The 22,470-nt window shown below is 74.9% G+C and carries 25 protein-coding genes; 16 read left to right on the forward strand and 9 right to left on the reverse strand.

What is annotated here, in order from left to right:
- Window positions 1-3: 3 nt before the first annotated feature.
- From ENKNEFLB_RS11135 to ENKNEFLB_RS22550, 3 genes are read left to right on the forward strand one after another with little or no spacing between them, the layout of a single operon-like run.
- Window positions 4-1,512: a flavin-containing monooxygenase gene (locus tag ENKNEFLB_RS11135; protein ID WP_214055496.1), complete on the forward strand. Its 1,509-nt coding sequence runs from the start codon at window positions 4-6 to the stop codon at window positions 1,510-1,512.
- Complete coding sequence (locus tag ENKNEFLB_RS11140; RefSeq protein WP_420830500.1) at window positions 1,512-2,579, forward strand: zinc-binding dehydrogenase; 1,068 nt, start codon at window positions 1,512-1,514, stop codon at window positions 2,577-2,579. The genes ENKNEFLB_RS11135 and ENKNEFLB_RS11140 overlap by 1 nt, the downstream gene beginning before the upstream one ends.
- A 46-nt stretch (window positions 2,580-2,625) precedes the next feature.
- On the forward strand, window positions 2,626-2,958 hold the full coding sequence (locus tag ENKNEFLB_RS22550; protein WP_246535480.1) for a TraR/DksA family transcriptional regulator: 333 nt from the start codon (window positions 2,626-2,628) through the stop codon (window positions 2,956-2,958).
- Window positions 2,959-2,989: 31 nt separating this feature from the next.
- On the opposite strand, the gene ENKNEFLB_RS11150 is transcribed toward ENKNEFLB_RS22550, so the two are convergent.
- A complete protein-coding gene (locus tag ENKNEFLB_RS11150; protein WP_214055497.1) occupies window positions 2,990-3,469 on the reverse strand; it encodes a hypothetical protein in 480 nt (159 codons plus the stop codon).
- A 206-nt stretch (window positions 3,470-3,675) separates the two neighbouring features.
- Between ENKNEFLB_RS11150 and ENKNEFLB_RS11155 the strand changes: the two genes are divergently transcribed.
- Together ENKNEFLB_RS11155 and ENKNEFLB_RS11160 are read left to right on the forward strand one after the other, a co-directional pair.
- Entirely contained in the window at window positions 3,676-4,116 is a 441-nt protein-coding gene (locus ENKNEFLB_RS11155) for a hypothetical protein (protein WP_214055498.1), read from the forward strand.
- A gap of 50 nt (window positions 4,117-4,166) precedes the next feature.
- Window positions 4,167-4,730, forward strand: coding sequence for a hypothetical protein (locus ENKNEFLB_RS11160; protein ID WP_214055499.1), 564 nt, complete (start codon window positions 4,167-4,169; stop codon window positions 4,728-4,730).
- Window positions 4,731-4,830: 100 nt separating this feature from the next.
- On the opposite strand, the gene ENKNEFLB_RS22895 is transcribed toward ENKNEFLB_RS11160, so the two are convergent.
- Complete coding sequence (locus ENKNEFLB_RS22895) at window positions 4,831-5,403, reverse strand: TetR/AcrR family transcriptional regulator (RefSeq protein WP_214055500.1); 573 nt, start codon at window positions 5,401-5,403, stop codon at window positions 4,831-4,833.
- A 155-nt stretch (window positions 5,404-5,558) separates the two neighbouring features.
- Here ENKNEFLB_RS22895 and ENKNEFLB_RS11170 point away from each other — a divergent pair, with 155 nt between their 5' ends.
- On the forward strand, window positions 5,559-7,082 hold the full coding sequence (locus ENKNEFLB_RS11170; protein WP_214055501.1) for a DHA2 family efflux MFS transporter permease subunit: 1,524 nt from the start codon (window positions 5,559-5,561) through the stop codon (window positions 7,080-7,082).
- Window positions 7,083-7,085: 3 nt separating this feature from the next.
- Here the strand turns inward: ENKNEFLB_RS11170 and ENKNEFLB_RS11175 are convergent, their stop codons facing one another.
- Window positions 7,086-7,571 (reverse strand): nucleoside deaminase, encoded by a 486-nt coding sequence (locus ENKNEFLB_RS11175; RefSeq protein WP_214055502.1) that lies wholly within the window; start codon window positions 7,569-7,571, stop codon window positions 7,086-7,088.
- Window positions 7,572-7,689: 118 nt separating this feature from the next.
- On the opposite strand from ENKNEFLB_RS11175, the gene ENKNEFLB_RS11180 reads away from it, so the two are divergent.
- From ENKNEFLB_RS11180 to yidC, 3 genes are read left to right on the forward strand one after another with little or no spacing between them, the layout of a single operon-like run.
- On the forward strand, window positions 7,690-8,112 hold the full coding sequence (locus ENKNEFLB_RS11180; RefSeq protein ID WP_214055503.1) for a hypothetical protein: 423 nt from the start codon (window positions 7,690-7,692) through the stop codon (window positions 8,110-8,112).
- Between the two features lie 39 nt (window positions 8,113-8,151).
- Window positions 8,152-8,481 (forward strand): hypothetical protein, encoded by a 330-nt coding sequence (locus ENKNEFLB_RS11185; protein ID WP_214055504.1) that lies wholly within the window; start codon window positions 8,152-8,154, stop codon window positions 8,479-8,481.
- Between the two features lie 58 nt (window positions 8,482-8,539).
- A complete protein-coding gene (gene yidC / locus ENKNEFLB_RS11190; RefSeq protein ID WP_214055505.1) occupies window positions 8,540-9,379 on the forward strand; it encodes a membrane protein insertase YidC in 840 nt (279 codons plus the stop codon).
- On the opposite strand, the gene ENKNEFLB_RS11195 is transcribed toward yidC, so the two are convergent.
- The 3 genes from ENKNEFLB_RS11195 to ENKNEFLB_RS11205 all read right to left on the reverse strand — a co-directional run bounded on the left by ENKNEFLB_RS11195 (window position 9,363) and on the right by ENKNEFLB_RS11205 (window position 11,597).
- On the reverse strand, window positions 9,363-10,100 hold the full coding sequence (locus tag ENKNEFLB_RS11195) for a nitroreductase (RefSeq protein WP_214055506.1): 738 nt from the start codon (window positions 10,098-10,100) through the stop codon (window positions 9,363-9,365). The genes yidC and ENKNEFLB_RS11195 overlap by 17 nt on opposite strands.
- Before the next feature lie 109 nt (window positions 10,101-10,209).
- Window positions 10,210-11,250, reverse strand: coding sequence for an FUSC family protein (locus tag ENKNEFLB_RS11200; RefSeq protein WP_214055507.1), 1,041 nt, complete (start codon window positions 11,248-11,250; stop codon window positions 10,210-10,212).
- Window positions 11,251-11,306: 56 nt separating this feature from the next.
- Window positions 11,307-11,597 (reverse strand): DUF1330 domain-containing protein, encoded by a 291-nt coding sequence (locus tag ENKNEFLB_RS11205; protein WP_214055508.1) that lies wholly within the window; start codon window positions 11,595-11,597, stop codon window positions 11,307-11,309.
- A 43-nt stretch (window positions 11,598-11,640) separates the two neighbouring features.
- Between ENKNEFLB_RS11205 and ENKNEFLB_RS11210 the strand changes: the two genes are divergently transcribed.
- The 4 genes from ENKNEFLB_RS11210 to ENKNEFLB_RS11225 all read left to right on the forward strand — a co-directional run bounded on the left by ENKNEFLB_RS11210 (window position 11,641) and on the right by ENKNEFLB_RS11225 (window position 15,568).
- On the forward strand, window positions 11,641-12,354 hold the full coding sequence (locus ENKNEFLB_RS11210; RefSeq protein ID WP_214055509.1) for an enoyl-CoA hydratase: 714 nt from the start codon (window positions 11,641-11,643) through the stop codon (window positions 12,352-12,354).
- Window positions 12,355-12,458: 104 nt separating this feature from the next.
- Window positions 12,459-13,247, forward strand: coding sequence for a spermidine synthase (locus tag ENKNEFLB_RS11215; protein ID WP_214055510.1), 789 nt, complete (start codon window positions 12,459-12,461; stop codon window positions 13,245-13,247).
- Window positions 13,248-13,271: 24 nt separating this feature from the next.
- Window positions 13,272-14,597, forward strand: a complete 1,326-nt coding sequence (locus ENKNEFLB_RS11220; RefSeq protein WP_246535481.1) for a glycoside hydrolase family 3 N-terminal domain-containing protein — start codon at window positions 13,272-13,274, stop codon at window positions 14,595-14,597.
- A gap of 110 nt (window positions 14,598-14,707) precedes the next feature.
- Window positions 14,708-15,568: an alpha/beta fold hydrolase gene (locus tag ENKNEFLB_RS11225; protein ID WP_214055511.1), complete on the forward strand. Its 861-nt coding sequence runs from the start codon at window positions 14,708-14,710 to the stop codon at window positions 15,566-15,568.
- A 17-nt stretch (window positions 15,569-15,585) separates the two neighbouring features.
- On the opposite strand, the gene ENKNEFLB_RS11230 is transcribed toward ENKNEFLB_RS11225, so the two are convergent.
- Window positions 15,586-15,759, reverse strand: a complete 174-nt coding sequence (locus ENKNEFLB_RS11230) for a hypothetical protein (RefSeq protein ID WP_214055512.1) — start codon at window positions 15,757-15,759, stop codon at window positions 15,586-15,588.
- 164 nt (window positions 15,760-15,923) lie between these two features.
- Here ENKNEFLB_RS11230 and ENKNEFLB_RS11235 point away from each other — a divergent pair, with 164 nt between their 5' ends.
- The gene (locus ENKNEFLB_RS11235; RefSeq protein WP_214055513.1) at window positions 15,924-16,859 is read left to right on the forward strand and encodes an NAD(P)-dependent oxidoreductase; all 936 of its coding nucleotides are present in this window, start codon (window positions 15,924-15,926) and stop codon (window positions 16,857-16,859) included.
- 7 nt (window positions 16,860-16,866) lie between these two features.
- On the opposite strand, the gene ENKNEFLB_RS11240 is transcribed toward ENKNEFLB_RS11235, so the two are convergent.
- Window positions 16,867-18,111, reverse strand: a complete 1,245-nt coding sequence (locus ENKNEFLB_RS11240; RefSeq protein WP_246536006.1) for a DUF1501 domain-containing protein — start codon at window positions 18,109-18,111, stop codon at window positions 16,867-16,869.
- A gap of 17 nt (window positions 18,112-18,128) precedes the next feature.
- Window positions 18,129-19,619 carry a DUF1800 domain-containing protein gene (locus tag ENKNEFLB_RS11245; protein WP_214055515.1) on the reverse strand — a complete coding sequence of 497 codons (1,491 nt, stop codon included), beginning with the start codon at window positions 19,617-19,619 and terminating at the stop codon, window positions 18,129-18,131.
- Window positions 19,620-19,928: 309 nt separating this feature from the next.
- Between ENKNEFLB_RS11245 and ENKNEFLB_RS11250 the strand changes: the two genes are divergently transcribed.
- Both ENKNEFLB_RS11250 and ENKNEFLB_RS11255 read left to right on the forward strand, forming a co-directional pair.
- The gene (locus tag ENKNEFLB_RS11250) at window positions 19,929-21,371 is read left to right on the forward strand and encodes a hemolysin family protein (RefSeq protein ID WP_214055516.1); all 1,443 of its coding nucleotides are present in this window, start codon (window positions 19,929-19,931) and stop codon (window positions 21,369-21,371) included.
- A complete protein-coding gene (locus tag ENKNEFLB_RS11255; protein ID WP_214055517.1) occupies window positions 21,368-22,429 on the forward strand; it encodes a hemolysin family protein in 1,062 nt (353 codons plus the stop codon). The genes ENKNEFLB_RS11250 and ENKNEFLB_RS11255 overlap by 4 nt, the downstream gene beginning before the upstream one ends.
- Window positions 22,430-22,470: the final 41 nt, after the last annotated feature.

Raw genomic sequence — 22,470 nt, forward strand, 5'->3', positions numbered from 1 at the left:
GCCATGAGCACCGACGACCTCCCCCTGCCCGCCCACGTCGACGTCGTCGTGGTCGGCGCCGGCCTGTCCGGCATCGGCGCGGGCTACCGCCTGCAGACCGAGTGCCCCGACCGCGGCTACCTGATCCTGGAGTCCCGCGAGACCATGGGCGGCACCTGGGACCTGTTCACCTACCCCGGCGTCCGCTCCGACTCCGACATGTTCACCCTCGGCTACCAGTTCAAGCCCTGGCGCGAGGCCAAGGCGATCGCCGACGGCCCCTCGATCCTGCGCTACATCCAGGAGACCGCCGCCGAGTTCGGCATCGACGAGCACATCCGGTACTCGACCAAGGTGGTCTCCGCCGACTTCTCCACCGCCGAGGCGCGCTGGACGCTGACCCTGGACCACCGCGGCGAGCGCACCACGATGACCTGCGACTTCCTCTACTCCTGCGCGGGCTACTACGACTACGACGACACCTACACCCCCGACTTCCCGGGGATCGAGGAGTACGCCGGGACGGTCGCCCACCCGCAGTTCTGGCCGGCCGACCTGGACTACAGCGACCAGAAGGTCGTCGTGATCGGCAGCGGCGCCACCGCGGTGACGCTGGTGCCGTCGATGACCAGCGGCGAGGGCCGCGCCGAGCACGTCACGATGCTCCAGCGCAGCCCCACCTGGATCAGCGCCGTGCCCAGCCGCGACGCCAAGGCCGACTTCCTGCGCGCCCACCTGCCGGCGGGCCTGGCCCACACGCTGGTGCGGTCGAAGAACATCGCCTTCGGCACGGCGTTCTACCAGTTCTGCCAGCAGCGCCCGCAGCAGGCGCGCAAGCTGCTGCTCGGGATGACGATGAAGCTGCTCGGTGACGAGCAGATGGTCGCCGACCACTTCACGCCGACCTACGACCCCTGGGACCAGCGCCTGTGCGCGGTGCCCAGCGGCGACCTCTTCAAGGCGATCAAGGCCGGCGATGCCGAGGTCGTCACCGACACCATCGACTCGTTCGTGCCCGAGGGGATCCGGCTCAGCTCGGGGCGGGTGCTCGAGGCCGACGTCGTGGTCACCGCGACCGGCCTGCAGCTGCTGGCCTTCGGCGGGATCAGCCCGCAGGTCGACGGCGAGACCGTCCCGCTGTCGGAGCAGTTCGTCTGGCAGGGGGCGATGATGACCGGCGTCCCGAACTTCGCGGTCTGCATCGGCTACACCAACGCCTCCTGGACCCTGCGCGCCGACCTGTCCCACAAGCTGGTCTGCAAGGTCCTGAACTGGATGGACGGCCACGACTACGCCGCGGTCGAGCCGCGCCCGGACCGCGACCTCACCGAGCGGCCGCTGCTCGACCTGGCCGCCGGCTACGTGCAGCGCTCGATCGACGCCTTCCCGCGCCAGGGCGACTCCGGGCCGTGGCGGGTGCGGCAGAACTACGTGCTGGACTCGATCACCACGCTGCGCACCAACCTCGCCAAGACGCTCGCGCCGACGCCGCGGTCGGCCGTACGCCGCGCGCAGGACGAGAAGGTCGCCTGATGCCCACCTCCTCCGAGCAGGCGCCCCGCACGATGCGTGCCCAGCGTCTCGACACCCGCACCCTGACCTTCGAGGTCACCGACGTCCCCGTGCCGACCCCGGGACCGGGCGAGGTGCTGATGAAGGTGGCGTTCTGCGGGATCTGCCACTCCGACCTCAGCCTGCTCGACGGCACCTTCCCCGCGATGGGACCGCCGGTGATCACCCAGGGCCACGAGGCCTCCGGCACGATCGCCGAGCTCGGTCCCGGCGTCACCGGCTGGTCGGTCGGGGACCGTGTCGTGCCGGCCGCCGGCCGCCCGTGCGGGCAGTGCCCGTCGTGCCGCCGCGCGGACCCCAGCAGCTGCACCGCGCTGGCGCTGATGGCCTTCGCCTACGACGGGGCGTGGGCGGAGTACACCGTCGCCCAGGCCGGCGGGCTGACCCGGATCCCTGACAACGTGTCGATGGAGCAGGCCGCGATCCTCGCCGACGCCGTCTCCACGCCGTACGGCGCCGTGGTCCACACCGGGCAGGTCCGCGTCGGCGAGGCCGTCGGCGTGTGGGGCGCCGGCGGCGTGGGCACCCACGTCGTCCAGCTGGCCCGGCTGGTCGGCGCCACGCCGATCGTCGCGGTCGACCTCGACGAGACCGTGCGCGCCCGGGCCCTCGAGCTCGGCGCCGACCTCGCCCTGGACTCCCGCGACCCCGACCTCGCCGCGAAGATCGCCGAGGTCACCGGCGGGGAGATGCTCGACGTCGCCTTCGACTCCGTCGGCCTCAAGGTCACCTTCGACCAGGCCCTGGCCAGCCTCGGCTCGCGCGGGCGCCTGGTCGGCGTCGGGATGAGCGGCGAGGAGTGGTCGCTGGGCCCGAGCATGTGGTTCAACCTCAGCCGCAAGGAGGTCCGCGGCCACCTCGGCTACCGCGTCGAGGACATCGGGGTGCTGGCCCGGCTGGTCTCGACCGGCCGCCTCGACCTCAGCCGCTCCATCAGCGGGGTGGTCTCCCTCGAGGACGTCGGTGAGGGCATCCGGCGGCTGCACGAGCGCGAGGGCAGCCCGGTCCGGATCCTCGTGCAGCCCTGAGCCGCACCTGGCCCGGCCCGGGGTGCGGCGGGCCTAGGCTGCGCAGATGGACACCACCCGGCTCGCGGACGCCGACCGCACCCTGGCCGAGCACGAGGCGCACCTCGAGGCCGAGCTGGCGGCCCTGGTCGGCGGGCCCGCCGAGGCCGAGGGCATCCCCTTCGGCAAGCGGGTCGGCGAGGGGACCGCGGCCGCGGCGCACCGGATGTCGGCCGTCTCCACCCAGGAGCAGCTGCTGCGCTCGCTGACGGCGGTGCGCGACGCCCGCGCCCGGGTGGCCGACGGGACGTACGGCACCTGCGAGGTGTGCGGCGAGGAGATCCCGGCCGAGCGGCTCGAGGCGCGCCCGCACGTCTCGCGCTGCGTCGCGCACGCCTGAGCGGTCCGCCCCGCCGGGGCCCTGGCGCCCCTCAGGCCTCGACCGGGGGAGGCGTCGACGGCCCGCCCCCGTCGGGCACCGGGTCGCACTGGGTGAGCGTGATCGCCTTGTAGAGCTGGAACTCCTCCGACGAGACCGCCGCCTCGGGGTAGTCCTCGGGCGGGAGCGCGGCGTACCACCGCACGGCCTCGAGCAGCTGGTCGGCCCGGTCGGAGCCGTCGAGCTGCTCCTCGGCGAGCGGGACCGCCTCGACGAAGCGGGCGACGGTCTCGTCGTAGTCGCCCTCGTTGAACGCGTCGATCCCCGCCCGCACCTCGGCACAGGCGGGAGTCCTCGCGGGGGCCGCTCCGGTGGAGGGTGCGTCCGGCGCGTCGTCGGCCTCCGGGGACGGGGAGGTCGACGGGGAGGAGGACGGGGAGGACGACGGGTCCGGGGTGGGCTCATCGTCGGCAGCCGGGCCGCCGCAGGCCGCGAGGACGGGCAGCAGGAGCAGGACGGCGGCACGACGCATGCCGCCGAGGCTAGGCGAGGACACCGCCGTGGGGGACCATCCCCGGGGTTTCGCCGGTGGTCCCGCCAGCGCCGACGCCGCCCCGGACGGGACACACCCCACCGTTCGCCGCCGCCGACCACCCGGATGGGGCAGGGTGGTGCCTGTGCCCGGACGGGTGCGCGAACCTCATGAGGGAGTCACGAATGCGACGCAGCAGGATCCTGATGGCCACGACCGCCCTCAGCATGAGCTTCCTGGTGGGCGGGTGCGGTGGTGGCACCGACGCGTACTGCGAGGACCTGCGTTCGGCCGAGGACCAGTTCGCGGCCTTCGACAGCGAGCAGCCCAGTGCCGACGAGATCGAGGAGGCCATCTCGACCTTCCGCGACCTCGGGGAGCAGGCCCCGGACGAGGTGTCGGGGGACTGGGACGTCTTCCTGGGCGCCTTCGACGACCTGGAGAGCGCGCTCGAGGACGCCGGCATCGGGTTCGGCGACCTCGCCGACATCCAGGCCGGCGAGCTGCCCGAGGGCCTCGACGAGCAGGCCCTCCAGGACCTCGGTACCGAGATCGAGTCCCTCGGCGGCGACGAGATCGAGCAGGCCAGCGACGCGATCGAGGAGCACGCCTCCTCCGAGTGCGACGTGGACCTCAGCGGGTCCTGACCCGGTTGACCGGCACCCGACCAGCAGAACCCACCAGACAGGAGACGGACGTGCGACGTACGAAGATGATGATGGTTGGCAGCGCGCTCGCGCTCAGCCTGGCGCTCAGCGGCTGCGGCGGGGGCGACGAGGGGTCCGAGGAGCCGGCCCCCTCGGAGTCGGCCTCGGCCTCGGAGTCGGCCGAGACCCCGTCGGAGTCGCCCTCGGAGTCGGAGGAGGCGGCGCAGGCCGGCGGCTCGTCGGACTACTGCCAGCAGCTGGAGTCGGCGAACAAGCAGTTCACCGCCCTCGCGACCGGTGACCTGTCGCAGTTCGACGCGGCGATCACCACGCTGCAGGAGCTCGGCGACTCGGCCCCGCAGGAGATCTCCGGGGCGTGGCAGCAGGTGCTGGCGCCGCTCAACCAGCTGGAGACCGCGCTGCAGAAGGCCGGGCTGACCTTCGACGACCTCGACGGCCTCAGCCGCGGCGAGCTCCCGCAGGGCGTGGACCCGCAGTCGCTGCAGCAGCTGGCCACCGAGGTCCAGGGGCTCAACAGCGCAGGTTCCGCCGACGCCCAGGCCGAGATCACCGAGCAGGCCTCGACCGAGTGCGGGGTCGAGCTGGGTCAGTGACCCCTGCGTCCACCAGGACGCACGCACGACGACGGGGCACCCCGGCTCACCGGCCGGGGTGCCCCGTCGCTGCGTCCCGTCGCAGCGTCCCGCCGAGCCCTCACGCCCCGGCCGGCCGCGCCCGGCGCAGGCACTCCTCCAGCAGGTCGAGGTAGACCGCCACCGCGGTGTCGTCGGGCCGGGCCGACCACGCGGCCCAGGCCGTACGGGTGGCGGCGAGGGCGAGGTCGACGGTCAGGTCGGCACCCAGGGGGTCGGTCGGGTCCCGTTCGCGCAGCCAGTCGCGCAGGACCCCGGCGAGCTCCTCGCCGAGCTCCTGTGCCCGGTGGTCCAGGGCCGGGTCCGCCCCGAGCAGCCGACGCCGTCGGGACACCTCGTCCCGGCCTGCGCGGGTGAGGCCGAGGAGCACGGCGGAGACGGCGTCCCACGCCGCCAGCGCGGCCGGCTGCTCGGCGACCAGGACTGCCAGACGCTCCCGGTCGGCGGGGGAGGGGTCCAGCACGACGCCCTCCTTGGTGTGGAAGTAGTTGAAGAACGTGGTGCGCGAGACCCCGGCGGTCGCGGCGATCTCCTCGACACTGACCCCGGCGTACCCGCGCTCCTCGAAGAGCCGCCAGGCGGCCTCACGGATGTCGCGCCGCGCGGCGTCCTTCTTCTGCTCCCGCAGCCCCACGGTCGACCTCCTCCGGACCCGTCCGGGTCCCTCTCGATCAGGGGCGCCGCCCGGGGAATGAAACAGGCACCCCTCAAAGTTGTACCGCGTACACCTTTGCCGCACCAGGTCCCGCGCCACCACACCGGCCGGACCACGCCAGACCAGGAGCCCGCGTGACCCAGACCCCCACCGCACCGCCCGGCACCGACGAGGCCCTCCCGCCGGGGGCGTCCCGGCTGATCGCGCTACTCGTCGGCTCCGCCTTCGTGGTGATCCTCAACGAGACCATCATGAGCGTCGCGCTGCCCTCGCTGATGGTCGACTTCGGCATCACCGCGGCGACCGCGCAGTGGATCACCACCGCGTTCCTGCTCACGATGGCGGTGATCATCCCGATCACCGGGTACCTGATCAGCAGGTTCCCGCTGCGGCTGCTGTTCACCGTCGCCATGGTCTCCTTCAGCGTCGGCACGCTCGTGGCCGCCGTGGCCCCCACCTTCGGGCTGCTCGTCCTGGGCCGGGTGATCCAGGCCAGCGGCACCGCGGTGATGATGCCGCTGCTGATCACGACCGTGCTCAACCTCGTGCCGGCCAGTAGGCGGGGCCGGATGATGGGCACGATCTCCATCGTCATCTCCGTCGCCCCGGCGATCGGGCCCACGGTGTCCGGCCTCGTGCTGGCCAACCTGACCTGGCGCTGGATGTTCTGGATCGTGCTGCCGATCGCCCTGCTCGCGCTCGCGCTCGGCCGGCTGTGGGTCCGCGACGTCACCCCGGTCACCGGGGGCCGCGTCGACGTGGTCTCGGTGGTGCTCTCGGCGATCGGCTTCGCCGGGCTGATCTACGGGCTGTCCAGCATCGGGGAGAGCGCCACCGGCGACACGCTCGTCGCACCGTGGATCCCGGTCCTGGTCGGCGTCGTGGCGCTGGCGGTGTTCGTACGCCGTCAGCTGCAGCTGCGCGACCGCGCGCTGCTCGACCTGCGGGCGTTCGCCTCGCGGACCTTCAGCGTGGCCGTGCTGCTGGTGGTGGCCGCCATGATGGCGCTGTTCGGGACGCTGATCCTGCTGCCGATCATGCTGCAGGACGTGCTCGGCCTGACCACGCTCGAGACCGGTCTGGTGCTGCTGCCCGGCGGCGCGACGATGGGCCTGATGGCCCCGCTGGTCGGCCGCGCCTTCGACCGGGTCGGCCCGCGCCCCCTCGTGCCCCCGGGCGCGCTGCTGGCCAGCGTCGCCCTGTGGCTGATGAGCACCTTCGGTGCCACGACCGCCACCGGCACCGTCGTCGCCGTGCACGTTCTGCTCAGCGTCGGCATCGCCCTGATGTTCACCCCGCTGCTGACCTCGGCGCTCGGCTCGCTGCCGCAGCACCTGTACTCGCACGGCAGCGCGATCGTCAGCACCGTCCAGCAGGTCGCCGGTGCCGCCGGCACCGCGCTGTTCATCACCGTGATGACCCGCGGCGCCGCCGCCGCGACCGAGGCCGGGGCGGGCGCGGCCCGGGCCACCGAGCTCGGCGTCCAGGACGCCCTGGTCTGGGGTGGCGTCGTCTCCTCGGTGGCGGTCGTGCTCTCGCTGCTGGTCCGGGGCGGTGGTGCGGCCGAGACGCCGACCGCGGCACCGACCGCGGGGCCGACCGAGGTCGACGCCCCGGCAGAGGGGACGGCGGAGGCCGCGGAGGCCGCCCGCCGCTGAACCTCAGCCGTGGCGCCGGGTCCACTCCCGGAACGGCGCCACGGGGTCCTCGGCCGCGCCCTGCTCGGCCGGCAGGGCCCGGGCGGACGGCGCCCGGGCGTACTCGTCGTAGAAGGTCGCCAGCGTCATGTAGCGACCGCCGTCCTCGTAGTGCTCGCCCTCCTGCTCCCGCGTCGCGGCGTGGACGACCCGCTCGGGGGCGGCGTAGTACAGCGCCCCCAGGCACATCGGGCACGGGTAGGCCGTGACGTAGACGTCGCAGCCGGTGAGGTCCCTACGGCCCGCGACCGCGAGCTCGCGGATGGCGACGATCTCGGCGTGCGCGGTGACGTCACCGGTGCGGCTGACCTGGTTCGTCGCCTCGTGCAGCACCTCGCCGGTGGCGGCGTCGACGACCAGGCAGGCGAACGGCTTGCCCCCGGCCTCGACGTTCTCCAGCGCCAGGTCGACGCTGCGGCGGACGAGGGCGGGGTCGACCGGGCGGCTCACGCGGCCCCGCCGGTGACGTGCGGTCCCGGGACGGGCATCTGGTGCTCCTCGGTGTCGACGGTGTGCCTGCGGTCACCCTGCCACGGGGACGACGGCCCACCCGGGGGAGGATGACGGCGTGAGGTTCACCGAGCACGAGATGACGGTCGGGGTCGAGGCGGTCGCCCGCGAGCTGTTCGCCGCCACCCGACCGCCCTGGAAGCGGCAGTCGGTGCCGGGCGACTTCGCCGCGCTCGACAAGGCCCGCCGGTACCGGCACAAGGCCGCGGCCGGCGAGGTGGTGCTGCCGGTCCTGACCGCGCTGCCCGAACGACCGACGGTCGGCGCCACCCCGGTCTTCACCGACGAGGAGTGGCGCGACGCCGCCGAACGGGGCAGCCGGGAGGTGCTCGACTTCCGGACCGAGGGCGGGTGGGAGGCGCTGGGGGAGCGCAAGCGCCGCAAGCTGGTCGACGGCGCCGTCGCCCTGGCCCGCGTCGCGGTGGCCGCGATGCCCGTGCGCAGCGACCCCGACGCGCTGATCGTCCCGGACCACCTGTGACGCGGGCGCTGCGCGGACGGGTCCACTAGTCTGACCGGCATGAGCACCAGCGGCGGCCCCGGGCGTACGCCCGTCGTGGCACGCCTGCAGGTCGTGCTGGCCGCCGTCGTGGCGCTGCTCCTGACCCTGGTGGTCGTGCCCCTGCTGCCGGTGCTCGTGGCCGGCGAGGCCCCGACGTCGGTCGCGGTGACGGTGGTCGCGGTGGCGCTCGCCGCGCTGCTGGGCGGCGGTCGACCGGGCTGGGCCGGGGTGCACCGCGGACCGGTCGCGGCCCGCCCGCGGTCGGCCGACGTGGCGTTGGACCTGACCGGACGGGTCACCGACCCCGGACACCACCCCGTCCGCCCCCGGGCCCCGGGACCGGCCTGACGCTCGCGCCTGCGCGAGCCACGGCCCGTACCCCGTCTCGCCCTCCAGGAGCTCCGCCATGTCCCTGCTCGACCCGATCTCGCACGCCCTCGCCGCCGTGGTGGCCACCGCGCACACCGGCCTGACCTCGCTGGGTGCCGACCCCGGCGCCGGCACCACCTGGGTGCTCTGCGTGGCGGCGGTCGTGGTGACCGTCCGCCTCGCCCTCCTGCCGCTGGCCGTGCAGGGCGTGCGGCTGGCCCACGCCTCGGCCCGCGCCCGGCCGCACCTGAAGGAGCTGACCGCCCGGTACAAGGGCAAACGTGACCCCGACAGCCTGCGGGCGCTGGCCGAGGAGCGGAAGCGGATCTCCGCCGAGCACGGCGTCCCGCGGCTCGGGTGCCTGCCGCTGCTGCTGCAGCTGCCGGTGTGGATCTCGATGTACCACCTGGTCTCCGACGTCGCCGGCGGCAGCCCGGTCGGCGCGATGGACGCCGGCCTGGTCGCCTCGTTCGGCGCGGCCAGCCTGGTCGGCGTGCCGCTGGCCGAGCGCGGCTACCTCGGCGGCGGCTCCGGCCACCTCGCGGTGGTCGTCGTCCTGGTCGTGCTCGCCGGCGGGCTCAGCTTCGTGACCCAGCGCTTCCTGGTGCTGCCCAACACCCTCTCGGCCGACCTGCCCGAGGCGATGGCCAGCGCCCAGCAGGTGATGCCGCTGCTCTCGGCGCTCGGGATGGCGGTGGCCGCCGCGGTCGTGCCCGCCGCGCTGCTCGTCTACTGGGTGCTCAACGCGACCTGGACGATGGGGCAGTCGGCGGTGGTGTGGCGGTACTTCCCCACGCCGGGGTCGCCGGCGGACGTGCGACGGGTCGCGCGGGAGGAGCGGGCCGGGCGCGCGGGGCGGCTCAGCCCCGGCGCGTGACCGTCTCGGCCAGGGGTGCCCGGCTGGTGCGGTAGGACGCCGTCGGGTGGTCGGGGTCGGGCCGGCCGAAGGAGATGCCGCAGACGACCGCACGGTCCTCGGGGATGTCGAGGTGCTCGTGCAGCAGCGACGACTGGCCGGCGAGCGCTGCCTGCGCGCAGGCACCGAGCCCGAGCGCCTGGGCGGCCAGCAGGAACGTCTGGACGTAGAGCCCGCAGTCGATCGCGCCGTAGGTCCCCAACTCGCGCGGCGCGGAGATGATCGCGACGTGCGGGGCCCCGAACAGCTCGAAGTTGCGCAGGCCCTCCAGGAACGACCGGTCCCGGTCGCCCTTCTCGATGCCCACCGCGTCGTAGAGCTGCCACCCGCTCTCACGGCGCCGGTCGCGGTGCACCCCGGTGTAGGCCTGGGGGAAGTCGAGGTCGCTGCCGCCCTGCTCGAGCCCGGCCAGCATCGCCGCCGACAGCTCCCGGGCGGCGTCGCCGGAGAGCACGTCGACCCGCCACGGCTGGGTGTTGCACCACGACGGCGTGCGCCGGGCCGCCTCGAGCAGGCGCTCCAGGGTGGCGTCGTCGACCGGCTCGGGCAGGTACCCCCGGCAGCTCCACCGCTCGGCCAGGACCCGCTCGAGGGCCTCGATGTCGCCGGTCGCGCCGGCTCGCGCGTCGGCTCGCGCGTCGGCCCGGTCGGCGGGCGAGCTGTCGGGCAGGTCGTCGGTCATGCGGCGGAGTCTGCCAGGGACGCTGACAGCGCCGGTGTCACGGTGCCGAGATGACGCTCGCGGACAGCCGAGATGACGCTCGCGGCGCCTCGAGGTGACGGTTCCGGCGTCACCGGTCGCGGACGGAGGCGACGTCGTCGACGATCCTGACGATGGTGCGCAACGAGACCAGCAGGTCGCCGTAGACCGTCCACAGCAGCCCGGGGAGCTCCTCGCGCGACAGGTCGCGGACGAGGTCGTCGATACGGGGGAGGAGGTCCTCCATGCCGGCGTGCGGGTCCGCCATCCGCTCGCCCACCTCGCGCAGCAGCGCGAGCCAGGGCTCACGGAAGCGGGGGTCCCACTCCTCGGCGTCGGCGACCGCGTCGCCGACGGTCCGTGCGATGGCCCGGGCCTGCGCGACCCCCTCCTCGAGGCGGTGCATCACGGTCTCGTCGCGGTCGGGGTCGCCGGCCGCCCGGGACCGTCGCCGCCGCACGTTGTAGCGCTGGCTGTCGCGCGAGTGCCGCAGCAGCTCCTCGCCGCGGTCGAGGTCGGCGTCGATCGCGCGGGTCTCGTCGATCCAGGCCTGCGCGTGCTCGTTGCTGGCCGGCAGAGAGAGGTCGTCGGCGATGCGGCGGAGCAGGTTGCCGAGCCGGCGGTCGACCTGGTCGAGCTGGCGCTCGGTGAGCCGGTCGTCGAGCGGCGGCACGACGAGGAAGTTCACCGCGACCCCCACCGCGACCCCGAGCAGCGTGTCGGCGAAGCGGTGCAGGAGCACGATCGACGCACCGTCCGCGCTGCTGGTCAGCACGAACAGGGCGGTCGTCGCGACGGTGACACCCTCCGCCCTGATCGCGGTCAGACGCGCCAGCAGCAGCCCGACCAGCACGGCCGCGCCCAGGCTGACCACCCCGCCCCCGAGCGTCACGACGGCCAGGAAGCTGACGATGATGCCCAGGAAGGTGGCGACCACGGTCTGACCGCCCCGCCACACCGAGGTCCGCACGGTGGCGTGCACGGTCAGCAGGGCCGCCCACGGCGCGAGGAAGGGTTGCGCCAGGTCCAGCACGGCCGCGGCCAGCAACCACGCCACGACGGTCGCGATGGTGGACTTGACCACCTGGAGCAGGTCCGTACGGACCTCGGGACGCGCCAGCAGCCCCCGCACCCGGGAGGGCCAGGTACGAGGGTGTGGTGCGCCGCGAGGGCCGGCAGCGGAGATGGTCAGACCACGCCGGGCACGATGCGCATGTCGCGCTCGGCACCGCCGTCGAGCGCGGCCAACGCCTCCTGGTACGCCGCGCCGTCGTGGGCGGCGACCGCGGCCTCGACCGAGGCGAACTCGATGACGACGCAGCGGGCGGCGACCCCCGCCTCGTACGTCTGCTCGGGCATCCCGCGGACGATGAAGGTGCCGCCGGCGCCGGTCAGGGCGGGGCCGGCGAGCTCGGCGTAGGCCGCGAGCTTCTGCTCGTCGCGGACCTCGCGGTACAGGCTGATCCAGTAGGCGCTCATGGGTCCATGCTGCCGCAACGGCGGTGCGGCCTAGGCTGCGGGCGTGCTGGGGACGAGACGCGACGGTCCGGTGTCGGTGCTCGAGCTGCAGCGGGAGGACCGGCGCAACGCGCTCGACCTCGCGCTGTGCCGGGCGATCGGGGAGGCCGCGGCCGCCGAGGTCGACGCCGGGGCGCGGGTGCTGGTCCTGACCGGGCAGGGCTCGGCCTTCTGCGCCGGGGCCGACCTCGACGGCGTGTACGGCGGGGAGTTCCTCGAGGCGCTGTACGGGATGCTGCACGGACTGACCCGGCTGCCGGTGCCGGTCGTCGCCGCCGTCAACGGCCCGGCCATCGGCGCAGGCACCCAGCTGGTCCTGGCCTGCGACCTGCGGGTGGCCGCACCGACCGCGCGGTTCGCCGTGCCGACGGCCCGCAACGGGATGGCGGTCGACGCGTGGACCATCCGCACCCTCGCCGCCACCGTCGGCGCCGGTGTGGCCAACCGGGTGATGCTGGGGGCCGAGACCCTCGACCACGACGCGGCGCTCGCGGTCGGCCTGGTCGACCGCACCGGTGACGTCGAGGACGCGCTGGCCTGGGCGCAGGAGGTGGCGGCGCTGGCGCCGTTGGCGCTGGCGCACAACAAGCTGGTGCTCCGGGGCGGTGACGACGAGACGGTCGCGGAGACCTTCGACGCGTGCTGGGCCAGCGACGACGTGCGCGAGGCGCTCGCGGCGCGTGCCGAGCGGCGTACGCCGGTCTTCCGCGGGCGCTGAGCGCGCCGCGATCGTCACCTCGACGCGCCGGAATCGTCATCCCGGCTGTCCGCGAGCGTCATCTCGGCTGTCCGGGACGGCCCCTCGTGCCTAGGGTCGGAGCCGTGGGCGGGCTGGAGCTGGTGGAGGACGCGGGCGGGGTGGTGGTGCGCCTCGACGAGCGCGACCAGTCCCACGTCGACCTCGACGACCCCCGGCGGCTGGTCTTCGACTACGTCCAGCGCCTGGCCGAGGCGCTCGACGCGTGGGGCGTGCCGGGGGAGCCGGTGCGGGTGGTGCACGTCGGCGGGGGCGGGCTGACGCTGCCGCGCTACGTCGCCGCGACCCGGCCGCGCTCGGCCCAGGTCGTCCTCGAGCCCGACACCGAGCTGACCGAGGAGGTGCGGCGGGTGCTGCCGCTGCCGGCCCGGAGCGGGATCAAGGTCCGCCCGGTCGACGGCCGGGCCGGCGTCGCGGCGCTGCGACCGGCGTACGCGGAGGTGGTCGTCGTCGACGCGTTCGCCGACGGCCGGCTGCCGGCCTCGCTGGTGGGGGAGGACTTCTGGGGCGACGTCGCGCGGGTGCTCGAACCGGACGGGTGGCTGCTGCTCAACCTCAGCGACCGGGCGCCGTGGCAGCACACCCGGCGCGTCCTCGCCGGCGTCCGGGCGCACCTCCCGCACCTGCTGCTGACCGCCGAGCCGGCCACCCTGAAAGGGCGCCGCGCGGGCAACCTGGTGCTCGTGGCCTCCCGCGGCGAGGTCCCGACCGAACGGCTGCGCGAGCGCGCCCGTCGCGCCGGGCTGCCGACCCGGGTGCTCGACGCCGGCGCCGTCGCGGACGCGTTCGGCGGGGGCACTGCCTTCACCGACGACGCGGAACCAGGACCGGACCACCGCGATTTCGCGGGCTGACCGGTCGCCTGGTTGTCTCGGGGCGTGAGCACCCGAGGCCGGACGACGCGCGCGGCCGGCGCCCTCACCGTCGCGACCCTGCTGCTGGCCACCGCCTGCGGAGCCTCGGGGCCGGAGGCCGACGCCCCCGCCGGCGCGGCCTCGCCGTCCGGCACTGCGGAGTCCTCGGGATCGTCCGAGCCGGCCGCGCCGACCGAGCCCGCGGTGGACCCCGACGCCCCCACCGGCTGGGGGCCCACCGAGGGCGAGCTCGCCGAGGCGCAGGAGACGGCGGCCTCGATGACCGAGGCCGAGCTCGCCGGCCAGGTCGTGGTGGGCCGCTACCGCGGGACCGACCCCGCTGAGGCCGCGGCCATGGTGCGCGACCTGCACCTCGCCGGCCTGAGCGTCACCTCCGAGAACCTCCTCGACGAGGCGCAGGCCCGCGCGATGACCGCGGCGATCTCCGGTGCCGTCGCCGAGGACGGACGCGACGTGCCGGCCGTGGTCGGCGTCGACCAGGAGGGCGGGACCGTCGAGCAGCTGCGCGGCATCGCGACCACGTTCCCTGCCTTCGCCGAGGCCGGCGAGGCGCTGGCCGCGGACCAGCAGCGGGGCCGCCGCGTGGTGACCGCGGCCGCCGACGCCGCCGGCCTCGAGCTGCGCGACCTGGGCTTCACCTGGGTCTTCGGGCCGGTGGCCGACGTCACGATCGGCGCCGCCGACCCGACCATCGGCTCGCGCTCGCCGTCGAGCGACGTCGACCTCGCCGCCGAGGCGGTCGTCGCGGCCCTGGCGGGGTACGCCGACGCGGGCCTGGTCACCACCGTCAAGCACTTCCCCGGCCACGGCGCCGTCACCAGCGACAGCCACCTGACCCTGCCGGAGCTCGACTCGACCCTCGCCGAGCTGCGCGCCCGGGACCTGCGGCCGTTCGAGGCCGCCGTCGACGCCGGTGCGCCGGCGGTGATGATGAGCCACATCGCCCTCTACGCGCTCGCCCCCGGCCGGCCGGCGACCCTGGCCGCGCCGGTCTACGACCTGCTGCGCGACGAGGTCGGCTTCGAGGGCGTCGTGATCACCGACTCGCTCGGGATGGGTGCGGTCGTCGGCCGCGACACCCCGGCCGTCCAGGCGCTCAACGCCGGGGCCGACCTGCTGCTGATGCCGGCCGACACCGAGGCCACGCAGGGCACGCTGACCGACGCGATCACCTCGGGGCTCGTACCCCGGGAGCGGGCGGAGGAGGCCGCCGCCCGCGTCATCGCCCTGCAGCGGTGGCAGGCCCGTACGGCGGCCGCGGTGCCGGTGCCCGGTGACGTCGGGGCGCGCGCGGCCCGGGCCGCCGCGGACCTCGCGGCCGCCGGCTGACGCGCCGCGAGCGTCATCTCGACGCGCCGGAACCGTCATCTCGGCTGTCCGCGAGCGTCATCTCGGCAGGTGGCGGACCTTCCGTGGCCCGCCCGCCCTAGCCTGGGCGTGTGAGCGAGACCACGACCGACCCCTGGCAGCACACCCGCGTCGAGCGGGACGGGCTCGTCCTCGACGTCCGCACCGCCGGGCCCGAGGACGGCGAGCCCGTCGTGCTGCTGCACGGCTTCCCGCAGACCTCGCGTTCCTTCACCGCGCTGGCCCGGATCCTTGCCGCCGCGCCCGTACGCCTGCTGGCCCCCGACCAGCGCGGCTACTCGCCCGGCGCCCGGCCCCGTGACGTCGCGGCCTACGCGCTCGAGGAGCTCGTGGCCGACGCGCTCGCCGTCGTCGAGGCCACCGGCCACGCCTCCGCGCACGTGGTCGGCCACGACTGGGGGTCGCAGGTGGCCTGGGCGGTCGCGGGGCGGCACCCCGAGCGGGTCCGGTCGCTGCTGGCGGTCTCGATCCCGCACCCGGCGGCGTACGGCACGGCCCTGCGGACCGACAGCGACCAGCAGTCCCGCTCTGCCTACCTGCAGGACTTCCGGGCGCCCGCGCCCGGCCCGGAGGGCGCCCTGCTCGCCGACGACGCCGCCGCGCTCCGCTCACTGTGGGGCGCTGCCGTGCCGGCCGCGGAGCAGGAGGCCGACCTCGCGCAGCTGCGGGACGGCGCGCTCGAGGGCGGTCTGAACTGGTACCGCGCGATGCGCCGCGACATCGCCGACACCCCGGCCAGCGCCGTGCCGACCACGTTCGTGTGGGGCGAGGACGACGCGTTCGCCGGGGCGGCCGCCGCGCACGCCTGCGGCGACCACGTCCGGGCCGACTACCGGTTCGTGTCGCTGCCCGGGGTCGGGCACTGGGTGCCCGACCAGGCGCCCCAGGTGCTGGCCGACGAGCTGCTCGCCCGCCTGGCGTCGGCCCGGTAGCCGGCCCGGACGGTGGACTAGGAGCGCACGCCGCTGAGGCGGAAGAGAAGCCAGACGCTGGCGTCGGCCACGCGCTGCACGGGTCCGCCGCCGGCCCCGAGCGCGCCGGGCGCGGACGAGAGCGGTGCGCCGGACGCGGTGCCGTGGCCGCGGGCGGGGCCGTCGTGGAGCGAGGTGTCGAGCGCGGTCATGGGTCACCTGCTTCCGGGCCGGGGCCCGTGGCGAGTCGGAGGGAGTGGGTGGATCGTGGAGTGATCATCGGCGCGCGGGCACACCCTCTTGAGCCCTGCAGCCGGGACCGGGACCGCCGTACGGGTGGGAACCCGCGCCGCTGCGGCGTCGTAACGTCGCCGGGGTGACCGACCAGACACCCCCCGCCACCCCGTCCGAGCAGTCTCCGTCCGAGTCCTCGCCCCAGCGGCCCGTCGTCGCCTTCCTGGGCACCGGGACCATGGGCGCGCCGATGGCCCGCAACGTCGCCGCCGCCGGTCTCGAGACCCGCGTGTGGAACCGGACGGCGGCGAAGGCCGAGCCGCTGGCCGACGTCGCGACGGTCTGCGGCGGGGTCGCCGAGGCCGTCGACGGCGCCGACGTGGTCGTCACCATGCTCTACGACGCCGACTCGGTCGCCGCGACCATGGAGGAGGCGCGGGGGTCACTGGCCCCGGACGCGGTGTGGGTGCAGCAGTCCACCGTCGGCGTCGAGGGCAGCGACCGGCTGGCCGCGCTGGCCACGGACCTGGGCGTGGCCTACCTCGACGCGCCGGTGCTGGGGACCAAGGAGCCGGCCGAGAAGGGCGCCCTGGTGGTCCTGGCGTCCGGCCCGGAGGAGCTGCGGGAGCGGGTCGCCCCGGTCCTCGACGCCGTGGGCTCGCGGACCACCTGGGTCGGGCCGGTCGGCGCCGGGTCCCGGCTCAAGCTGGCCGCGAACGCCTGGGTGCTCAGCGTCGTGCAGGGCGTCGCGGACTCCCTGACCCTGGCGCGCGAGCTCGGGGTCGACCCCCGGGCGTTCCTGGACGCGGTGTCCGGGGGCGCGCTCGACGCGCCGTACGTCCAGCTGAAGGGCGCCGCGATGCTCGACGGCGAGCACGACGCCAGCTTCGCGCTCAGCGGCGGCGTCAAGGACGCCGGGCTCATCCTGGACGCGGCCCGGGACGCCGGGGTCGACCTCTCCCTCGTGCCCGGCCTGCACGACCGGATGCGGGCCGCCGACCAGGCCGGGTACGGCGACCTCGACCTCTCCGCCACCTACCTGCTGGGCCTCGGCGGACCGGACCGGCCGCAGGCCTGACGGGCGTTCACAGCGAGGTCATCACGCCGACCTGCTCGGGTGCGAAGCCGGGGAAGACGGTGGCGGTCGAGGCGCGGAACCGTGTCGTGACGACCTCGGACAGCACGCTGCGGTAGTCGGTGGTGACGAGGAGGTCGGAGTCGAGGTCGTTGGTCAGGCCGGGCCAGGTGCCGTAGTAGCGGCCCCCCTTGACCCCGGCCCCGGCGAGCAGCATCACGTTGCCGTAGCCGTGGTCCAGTCCCCAGTTGGCGTTCTCCTGCACGCGGCGGCCGAACTCGCTCAGCGCCACCAGGGTCACCTTGGACGCCTGGTCGCCGAGGTCGTCGAAGAAGGCGGCGATGCTGCCGGCGAGCCGGCCGGCGTTGGTGCGCATCCGTCCCCACTCGAGGTTGCCGACGTCGGTGTGCATGTCCCAGTCGCCCTGGTCGACGGTGATCACCTCGACGCCGACGTCGCCCCGGACCACCCGGGCGACCTGGGAGAGGGCGGCGCCAAGGTCGCCGGCGGGGTAGCGGCCGCGGTTGTCGGTCGTCGCGCTCGCCGGTGCCAGCGCCTCGACGGCGCGGAAGGTGGAGCGCATCGACCCGGCCAGCACCGAGGCGTCGGCGTCCCAGAGCGTGTGCAGCGACCGGACCCGGCCACCGATGGTGTCCCACTGGTCGTCGCCGGGGAGCCGGGTCTGGGACAGCGAGGCCGCCGCCATCACGGGCGCGTCGCCGTACATCGAGGTCGGCAGCACCCCGCCGCCCATGGTGAAGCCCTGCAACGGGCTGTCACCGGCGGTCGTGCCGACCAGCCGGTTCAGCCAGCCCTGTCGCTCCGCGGACCCGGCGTCGGCGTCCTCGAGCTCCTCCATCGCCGCGAAGTGGGAGCGGTTCGGGACCGGCAGACCGGTGGCGTGCACGGCGGCCAGGCGCCCCGAGCGCCACAGCGGCTCCAGCGGCGCGAGCTGGGGGTGCATGCCGAACATGCCGTCCTTGTTGACCAGCCGGTCGGCGGCCACGGCCAGCCGGGGCCGGGCCTGGTAGTAGACGGGGTCGCCGTGCGGCACCACCAGGGAGAGCCCGTCGGCGGCGCCGCGCAGGGAGAGCACCACGAGCACCGACCCGGCGCTCGCGGCGGTGGCGGGGGAGGCCGTCACGACGGCCGAGCCGAGCACGGTGGTGGTCCCGGCGAGCGCGGCGGCGCCCTGGAGCAGGCCGCGCCGCGACAGCGCGGCGTACTCGGGGCAGCAGGAGGTCGTCGAGGTCATCGTGGTCACCGGTCCGGTCATCGGGTCAGGTGGGCGGGGGAGTCGAGGACGGTGGCCAGCACCCGGTGCATGTTCCACTTCACGACGCCGTGCTCGGCGTCCATCACCGTCGCGGGCGTCACGTCGACCGACTCGCAGCAGGCGCGCAGCAGCGCCGAGGTCGAGCGGCGTCCGAGCAGCTGCTGCGAGAGGTGGTCGACGAGCAGGTCGAAGCGCAGCGAGCGCCGCGGCAGCCACTGCCGGTCGGTGCGGTAGGTGACGTCCTTGCTGGGCCACCACGCGCCGCTCATCGAGTAGTGCAGGTCCAGCGAGGCCAGCATCCGCGAGGGCGAGGCCCAGGAGCGGTTGTCGACGGGCTGGCCGTCCGGGGTGGGCCAGGCGTACGGCTCGGCCCCCAGGTTGGCGGCCTGCCAGAGCATCGCGTTGACGGCGGAGTCGCCCTGCGTCGGGCGGGCGATGCGCACGCCGAGGGCGCGGTAGGTCGCCACGACGTCCTCGGCCGGGTCCCTGACCTTCGACCCGCGGGCCGCGCGGAACTCGTCGCTGGCGACCAGCGCACGAAGCACGGGACGGACGGCGGTGTCGGCCCGGAGGTAGGTGCGGGCCAGCATCGCCACCAGCGCCTCGGACGGGGCGTCGCCGACGAACTTGACCGCGAGCCGCCGGGCGACCCGCTCGGCGGTGCTCGGGTGGCGGGCGAGGTAGTCGGTGTAGCGACGGGTCAGCGCCCGCCCCTCGGCCTCGGTGCGGGGGGCGTTGTCGTCGGTGAAGCCGATCACCTGCACCGGTCCGGTCCAGTGGTCCTCGAGGGAGTAGGTGGCCTCCCACGTCCGCCAGAGGTCGACCCGCCACCCGGTGAGGATCCGGGCGGAGGCCTTGACGTCGTCCTCGGTGTAGGCCCCGCGCCCGACCGTGTGCAGCTCCAGCAGCTCCCGGCCGAGGTTCTCGTTCGGGTGCTTCCTGGTCGAGACCGCGTTGGACAGGAAGATCCCCATCGCGGGGTGGGTGGTCGTGGCGTGCAGCAGGTCGGCGAAGGAGCCGAGCGCGTGCTGACGGACCGCCCGGTCGTAGGAGGCGCGGTGGGTGAAGCTGCCGTCGCTGTGCACCGGCACGTTCAGCAGGTGCTGCCAGAACTCGGTCATCACCTCGTGCACCTGGCGCCGTGAGACCGTCCGCCGCGCGAGGGCGTGGCGCTGGAGGCTCTGCATGACCTCCCAGCCGCCCTCGACCTCCTCGACGTTGCGGGTCCAGAGCTCCTTCGGGCCGCGCCGCAGGCTCGGCCACCAGGTGTCGACGTCGTCACCGGCGGGGTCGGCCACCCGGTCCGGCTCGAGCTGCCGCTCGAACCACGCCGCCGCGCCGCCGGCCTTGCGCACCTCGGCGCCCAGGGCCGGGCTCAGGCCGTAGGAGAACCTCCCGACCAGGTGCCGGTCGCCCGGGGTGAGCAGCGGGCGACCGTCGAAGCGGCGGGGCCGGTACGCCCGGGCGGGCGGGGCGGCAGCGGGCATCGGGGGCTCCGGGGCTGGGGGGATCGGACGGGCGGATCGGACGGGCGGATCGGCGCGGGGGGATCGGCGCGGGGGGACGGCGCGGGGGGACGCCGACGAGGAGGGTGTCGGCACCCACGGTGGCGTCCTTGAGGGGGACCGGGCCCGACGGGCCTACGATGGTGTCCCCGGCGCCCGCGCCGCCCCGCCCCACGACGCGCAGAGGACCCGAGCACCCCGCATGGACGGCACCGACAGTCCCAGCCCCGACCGCCCTCCGGAACCCGGCGGTTCCCCCGGTGACGCCCGCGACGACGTGAGGGCCGGGCGGTGACCGAGCTCCTCCTCCTCGCGCTCGCGCTGGTCCTGGTGGCCCTCTGCGGCGTGTTCGTCGCCGCCGAGTTCTCCCTCGTCACCGTCGACCGGCAACAGGTCGACCAGGCCGTCGCCGCCGGCGAGCCCGGCGCCGAGGGCGTCCAGGCCGCCCTCAAGCAGCTGTCGACCCAGCTCTCCGGCGCGCAGGTCGGCATCACCGTCACCAACCTCGGGGTCGGCTTCCTGGCCGAGCCGGCGATCGCGTCGCTGATCCGCGGTCCGCTGACCGCGGTCGGCCTGCCGGACGGGGCCGTCGGGCCCACGTCGGTCACCCTCGGGCTCGTCATCGGCACCGTGCTGACCATGATCTTCGGCGAGCTGGTGCCCAAGAACCTCGCGATCGCCCTGCCGATGGCCACCGCCCGCGCCACGCAGGCGCCGATGCGGCTGTTCACCGCCGCCGTACGGGCGCCGATCAGCGTGCTCAACGGCTCCGCCAACCTGATCGTGCGTCGCCTGGGCATCGAACCGCAGGAGGAGCTGCGCTCGGCGCGCTCCTCCACCGAGCTGGCCTCGCTGATCGCGCGCTCGGCCGACGAGGGAACCCTCGACCCCGACACCGCCGAGCTGATGGAGCGCTCGGTGGAGTTCGGGCACCGCACCGCCGGCGAGATCATGACCCCCCGGGTGCGCACCCACAGCCTCGAGGCCAACGACCGCGCGGCCGCGGTGATCGACCTGACCCGCCGCACCGGTCACTCCCGCTTCCCGGTCCTCGACGACGAGGACCAGGTCGTCGGCACCGTCCACGTCAAGAACGCCGTCGCGCTGCCCCTGCACGAGCGGGCCACCACCAAGGTCAAGCACCTGATGGTGCGCCCGATCGTGGTGCCCGACTCGCTGCGCCTGGACCCGCTGCTGGCGCTGCTGCGCGGCGACGGCTTCCAGCTCGCGGTCGTGCTCGACGAGTACGGCGGGCACGCCGGCATCGTCACCCTCGAGGACGTGATCGAGGAGATCGTCGGTGACATCTCCGACGAGCACGACCGCCTCGGCGCCCGCGCCCGGTCCCGCCGCGACGGCACCTGGTCGCTGTCCGGGCTGCTGCGACCCGACGAGGTCGAGGACCTCACGGGGGTCGCGCTGCCCGAGGGCGAGGACTACGACACCATCGCCGGGCTGGTCCTGAAGGTGCTCGGTCGCGTCCCGACCGCGGGCGACCTGGCCGAGGTCGCCGTCCCGGACACCTCGGACCCCGACTCGCCCCGCGAGCAGCTGGTCGTGCTGACCGTCGAGCGGATGGACGGCCTGCGCGTCGACCGGATCGTGCTCAACGTGCACGAGGGCGACGACGTCCCCGGCACCGGACCCACCGGACCCACCGGACCCACCGGACCCACCGGACCCACCGGCCCCACCGGGCCCCGGTCCGACCGCACCCAGGGAGCACGCGCATGAGCGACTACGCCGGTCTCCTCGTCGGAGCGGCCCTGCTGGCCGCCAACGCCTTCTTCGTGGGAGCCGAGTTCGCGCTCGTCTCGGCGCGCCGCAGCCAGGTCGAGCCCAAGGCCCAGGCCGGGTCCCGGATGGCGCGCACCACCCTGCGCGCGATGGAGCAGGTCTCCTTGATGATGGCCGGCGCCCAGCTCGGCATCACCGTCTGCTCGCTGGGCCTGGGCGCCGTGGCCGAGCCGGCCCTGGCCCACCTGATCGAGCCCGGGTTCGAGGCCCTCGGGGTCCCCGAGGCGTTCCTGCACCCGGTCGCCTTCGTGCTCGCGCTGCTCGTCGTGGTCGCGCTGCACGTCGTGCTCGGCGAGATGGTGCCCAAGAACATCGCGCTGGCCGGCCCCGACCGCGCCGCGATCGCGCTCGGCCCGCCGCTGCTGCTCGTGGTGCGCCTCCTCGGTCCCGTCATCACCGGGCTCAACGCGATCGCCAACGCGGTCCTGCGGACCCTGCGCGTCGAGCCCCGCGACGAGATCAGCTCCAGCTTCACCCGCGAGGAGGTCGCCGCGCTGGTCGAGGAGTCGCGCGGCGAGGGCCTGCTGGAGAAGGCCGAGTACGACCGCCTCTCCGGCGCGCTGGGCTTCACCGAGAAGACCGTCAGCTCCGTCGTGCTGCCCGCCGAGGGCCTGACCGTGGTCCGACCCGGCGCGACGGGCGCCGAGGTGGAGGCGCTCTGCGCGGCCACGGGCTTCAGCAGGTTCCCGGTCGCCGACGACGACGGCGACCTCGTGGGCTACCTGCACATCAAGGACGTCATCGAGCCCGACGAGGCGCGCCGCCAGGAGGTCGTCGACGCCAAGTGGGTCCGCCCCTTCGCCCCGGTGGCCGCCCACGAGCCTCTCCACGACGCCCTGGAGACGCTCCAGCGCCGCGGGGCCCACATGGCCCGGGTCGTCGACCGGGAGACCGGCCGCACCCTGGGTCTGGCCACGCTCGAGGACATGGTCGAGGAGCTGGTCGGCGAGATCCGCGACGCCGCCCACCTGGAGGAGCACCCCGCGACCCGCTGACGCGACTGCGGACGTGGCGCCGGAGAGGGCCGCACCGTTGC

The sequence above is a fragment of the Nocardioides aquaticus genome, from assembly GCF_018459925.1.
In the GTDB taxonomy this organism is placed as follows: Bacteria; Actinomycetota; Actinomycetes; order Propionibacteriales; family Nocardioidaceae; genus Nocardioides; species Nocardioides aquaticus.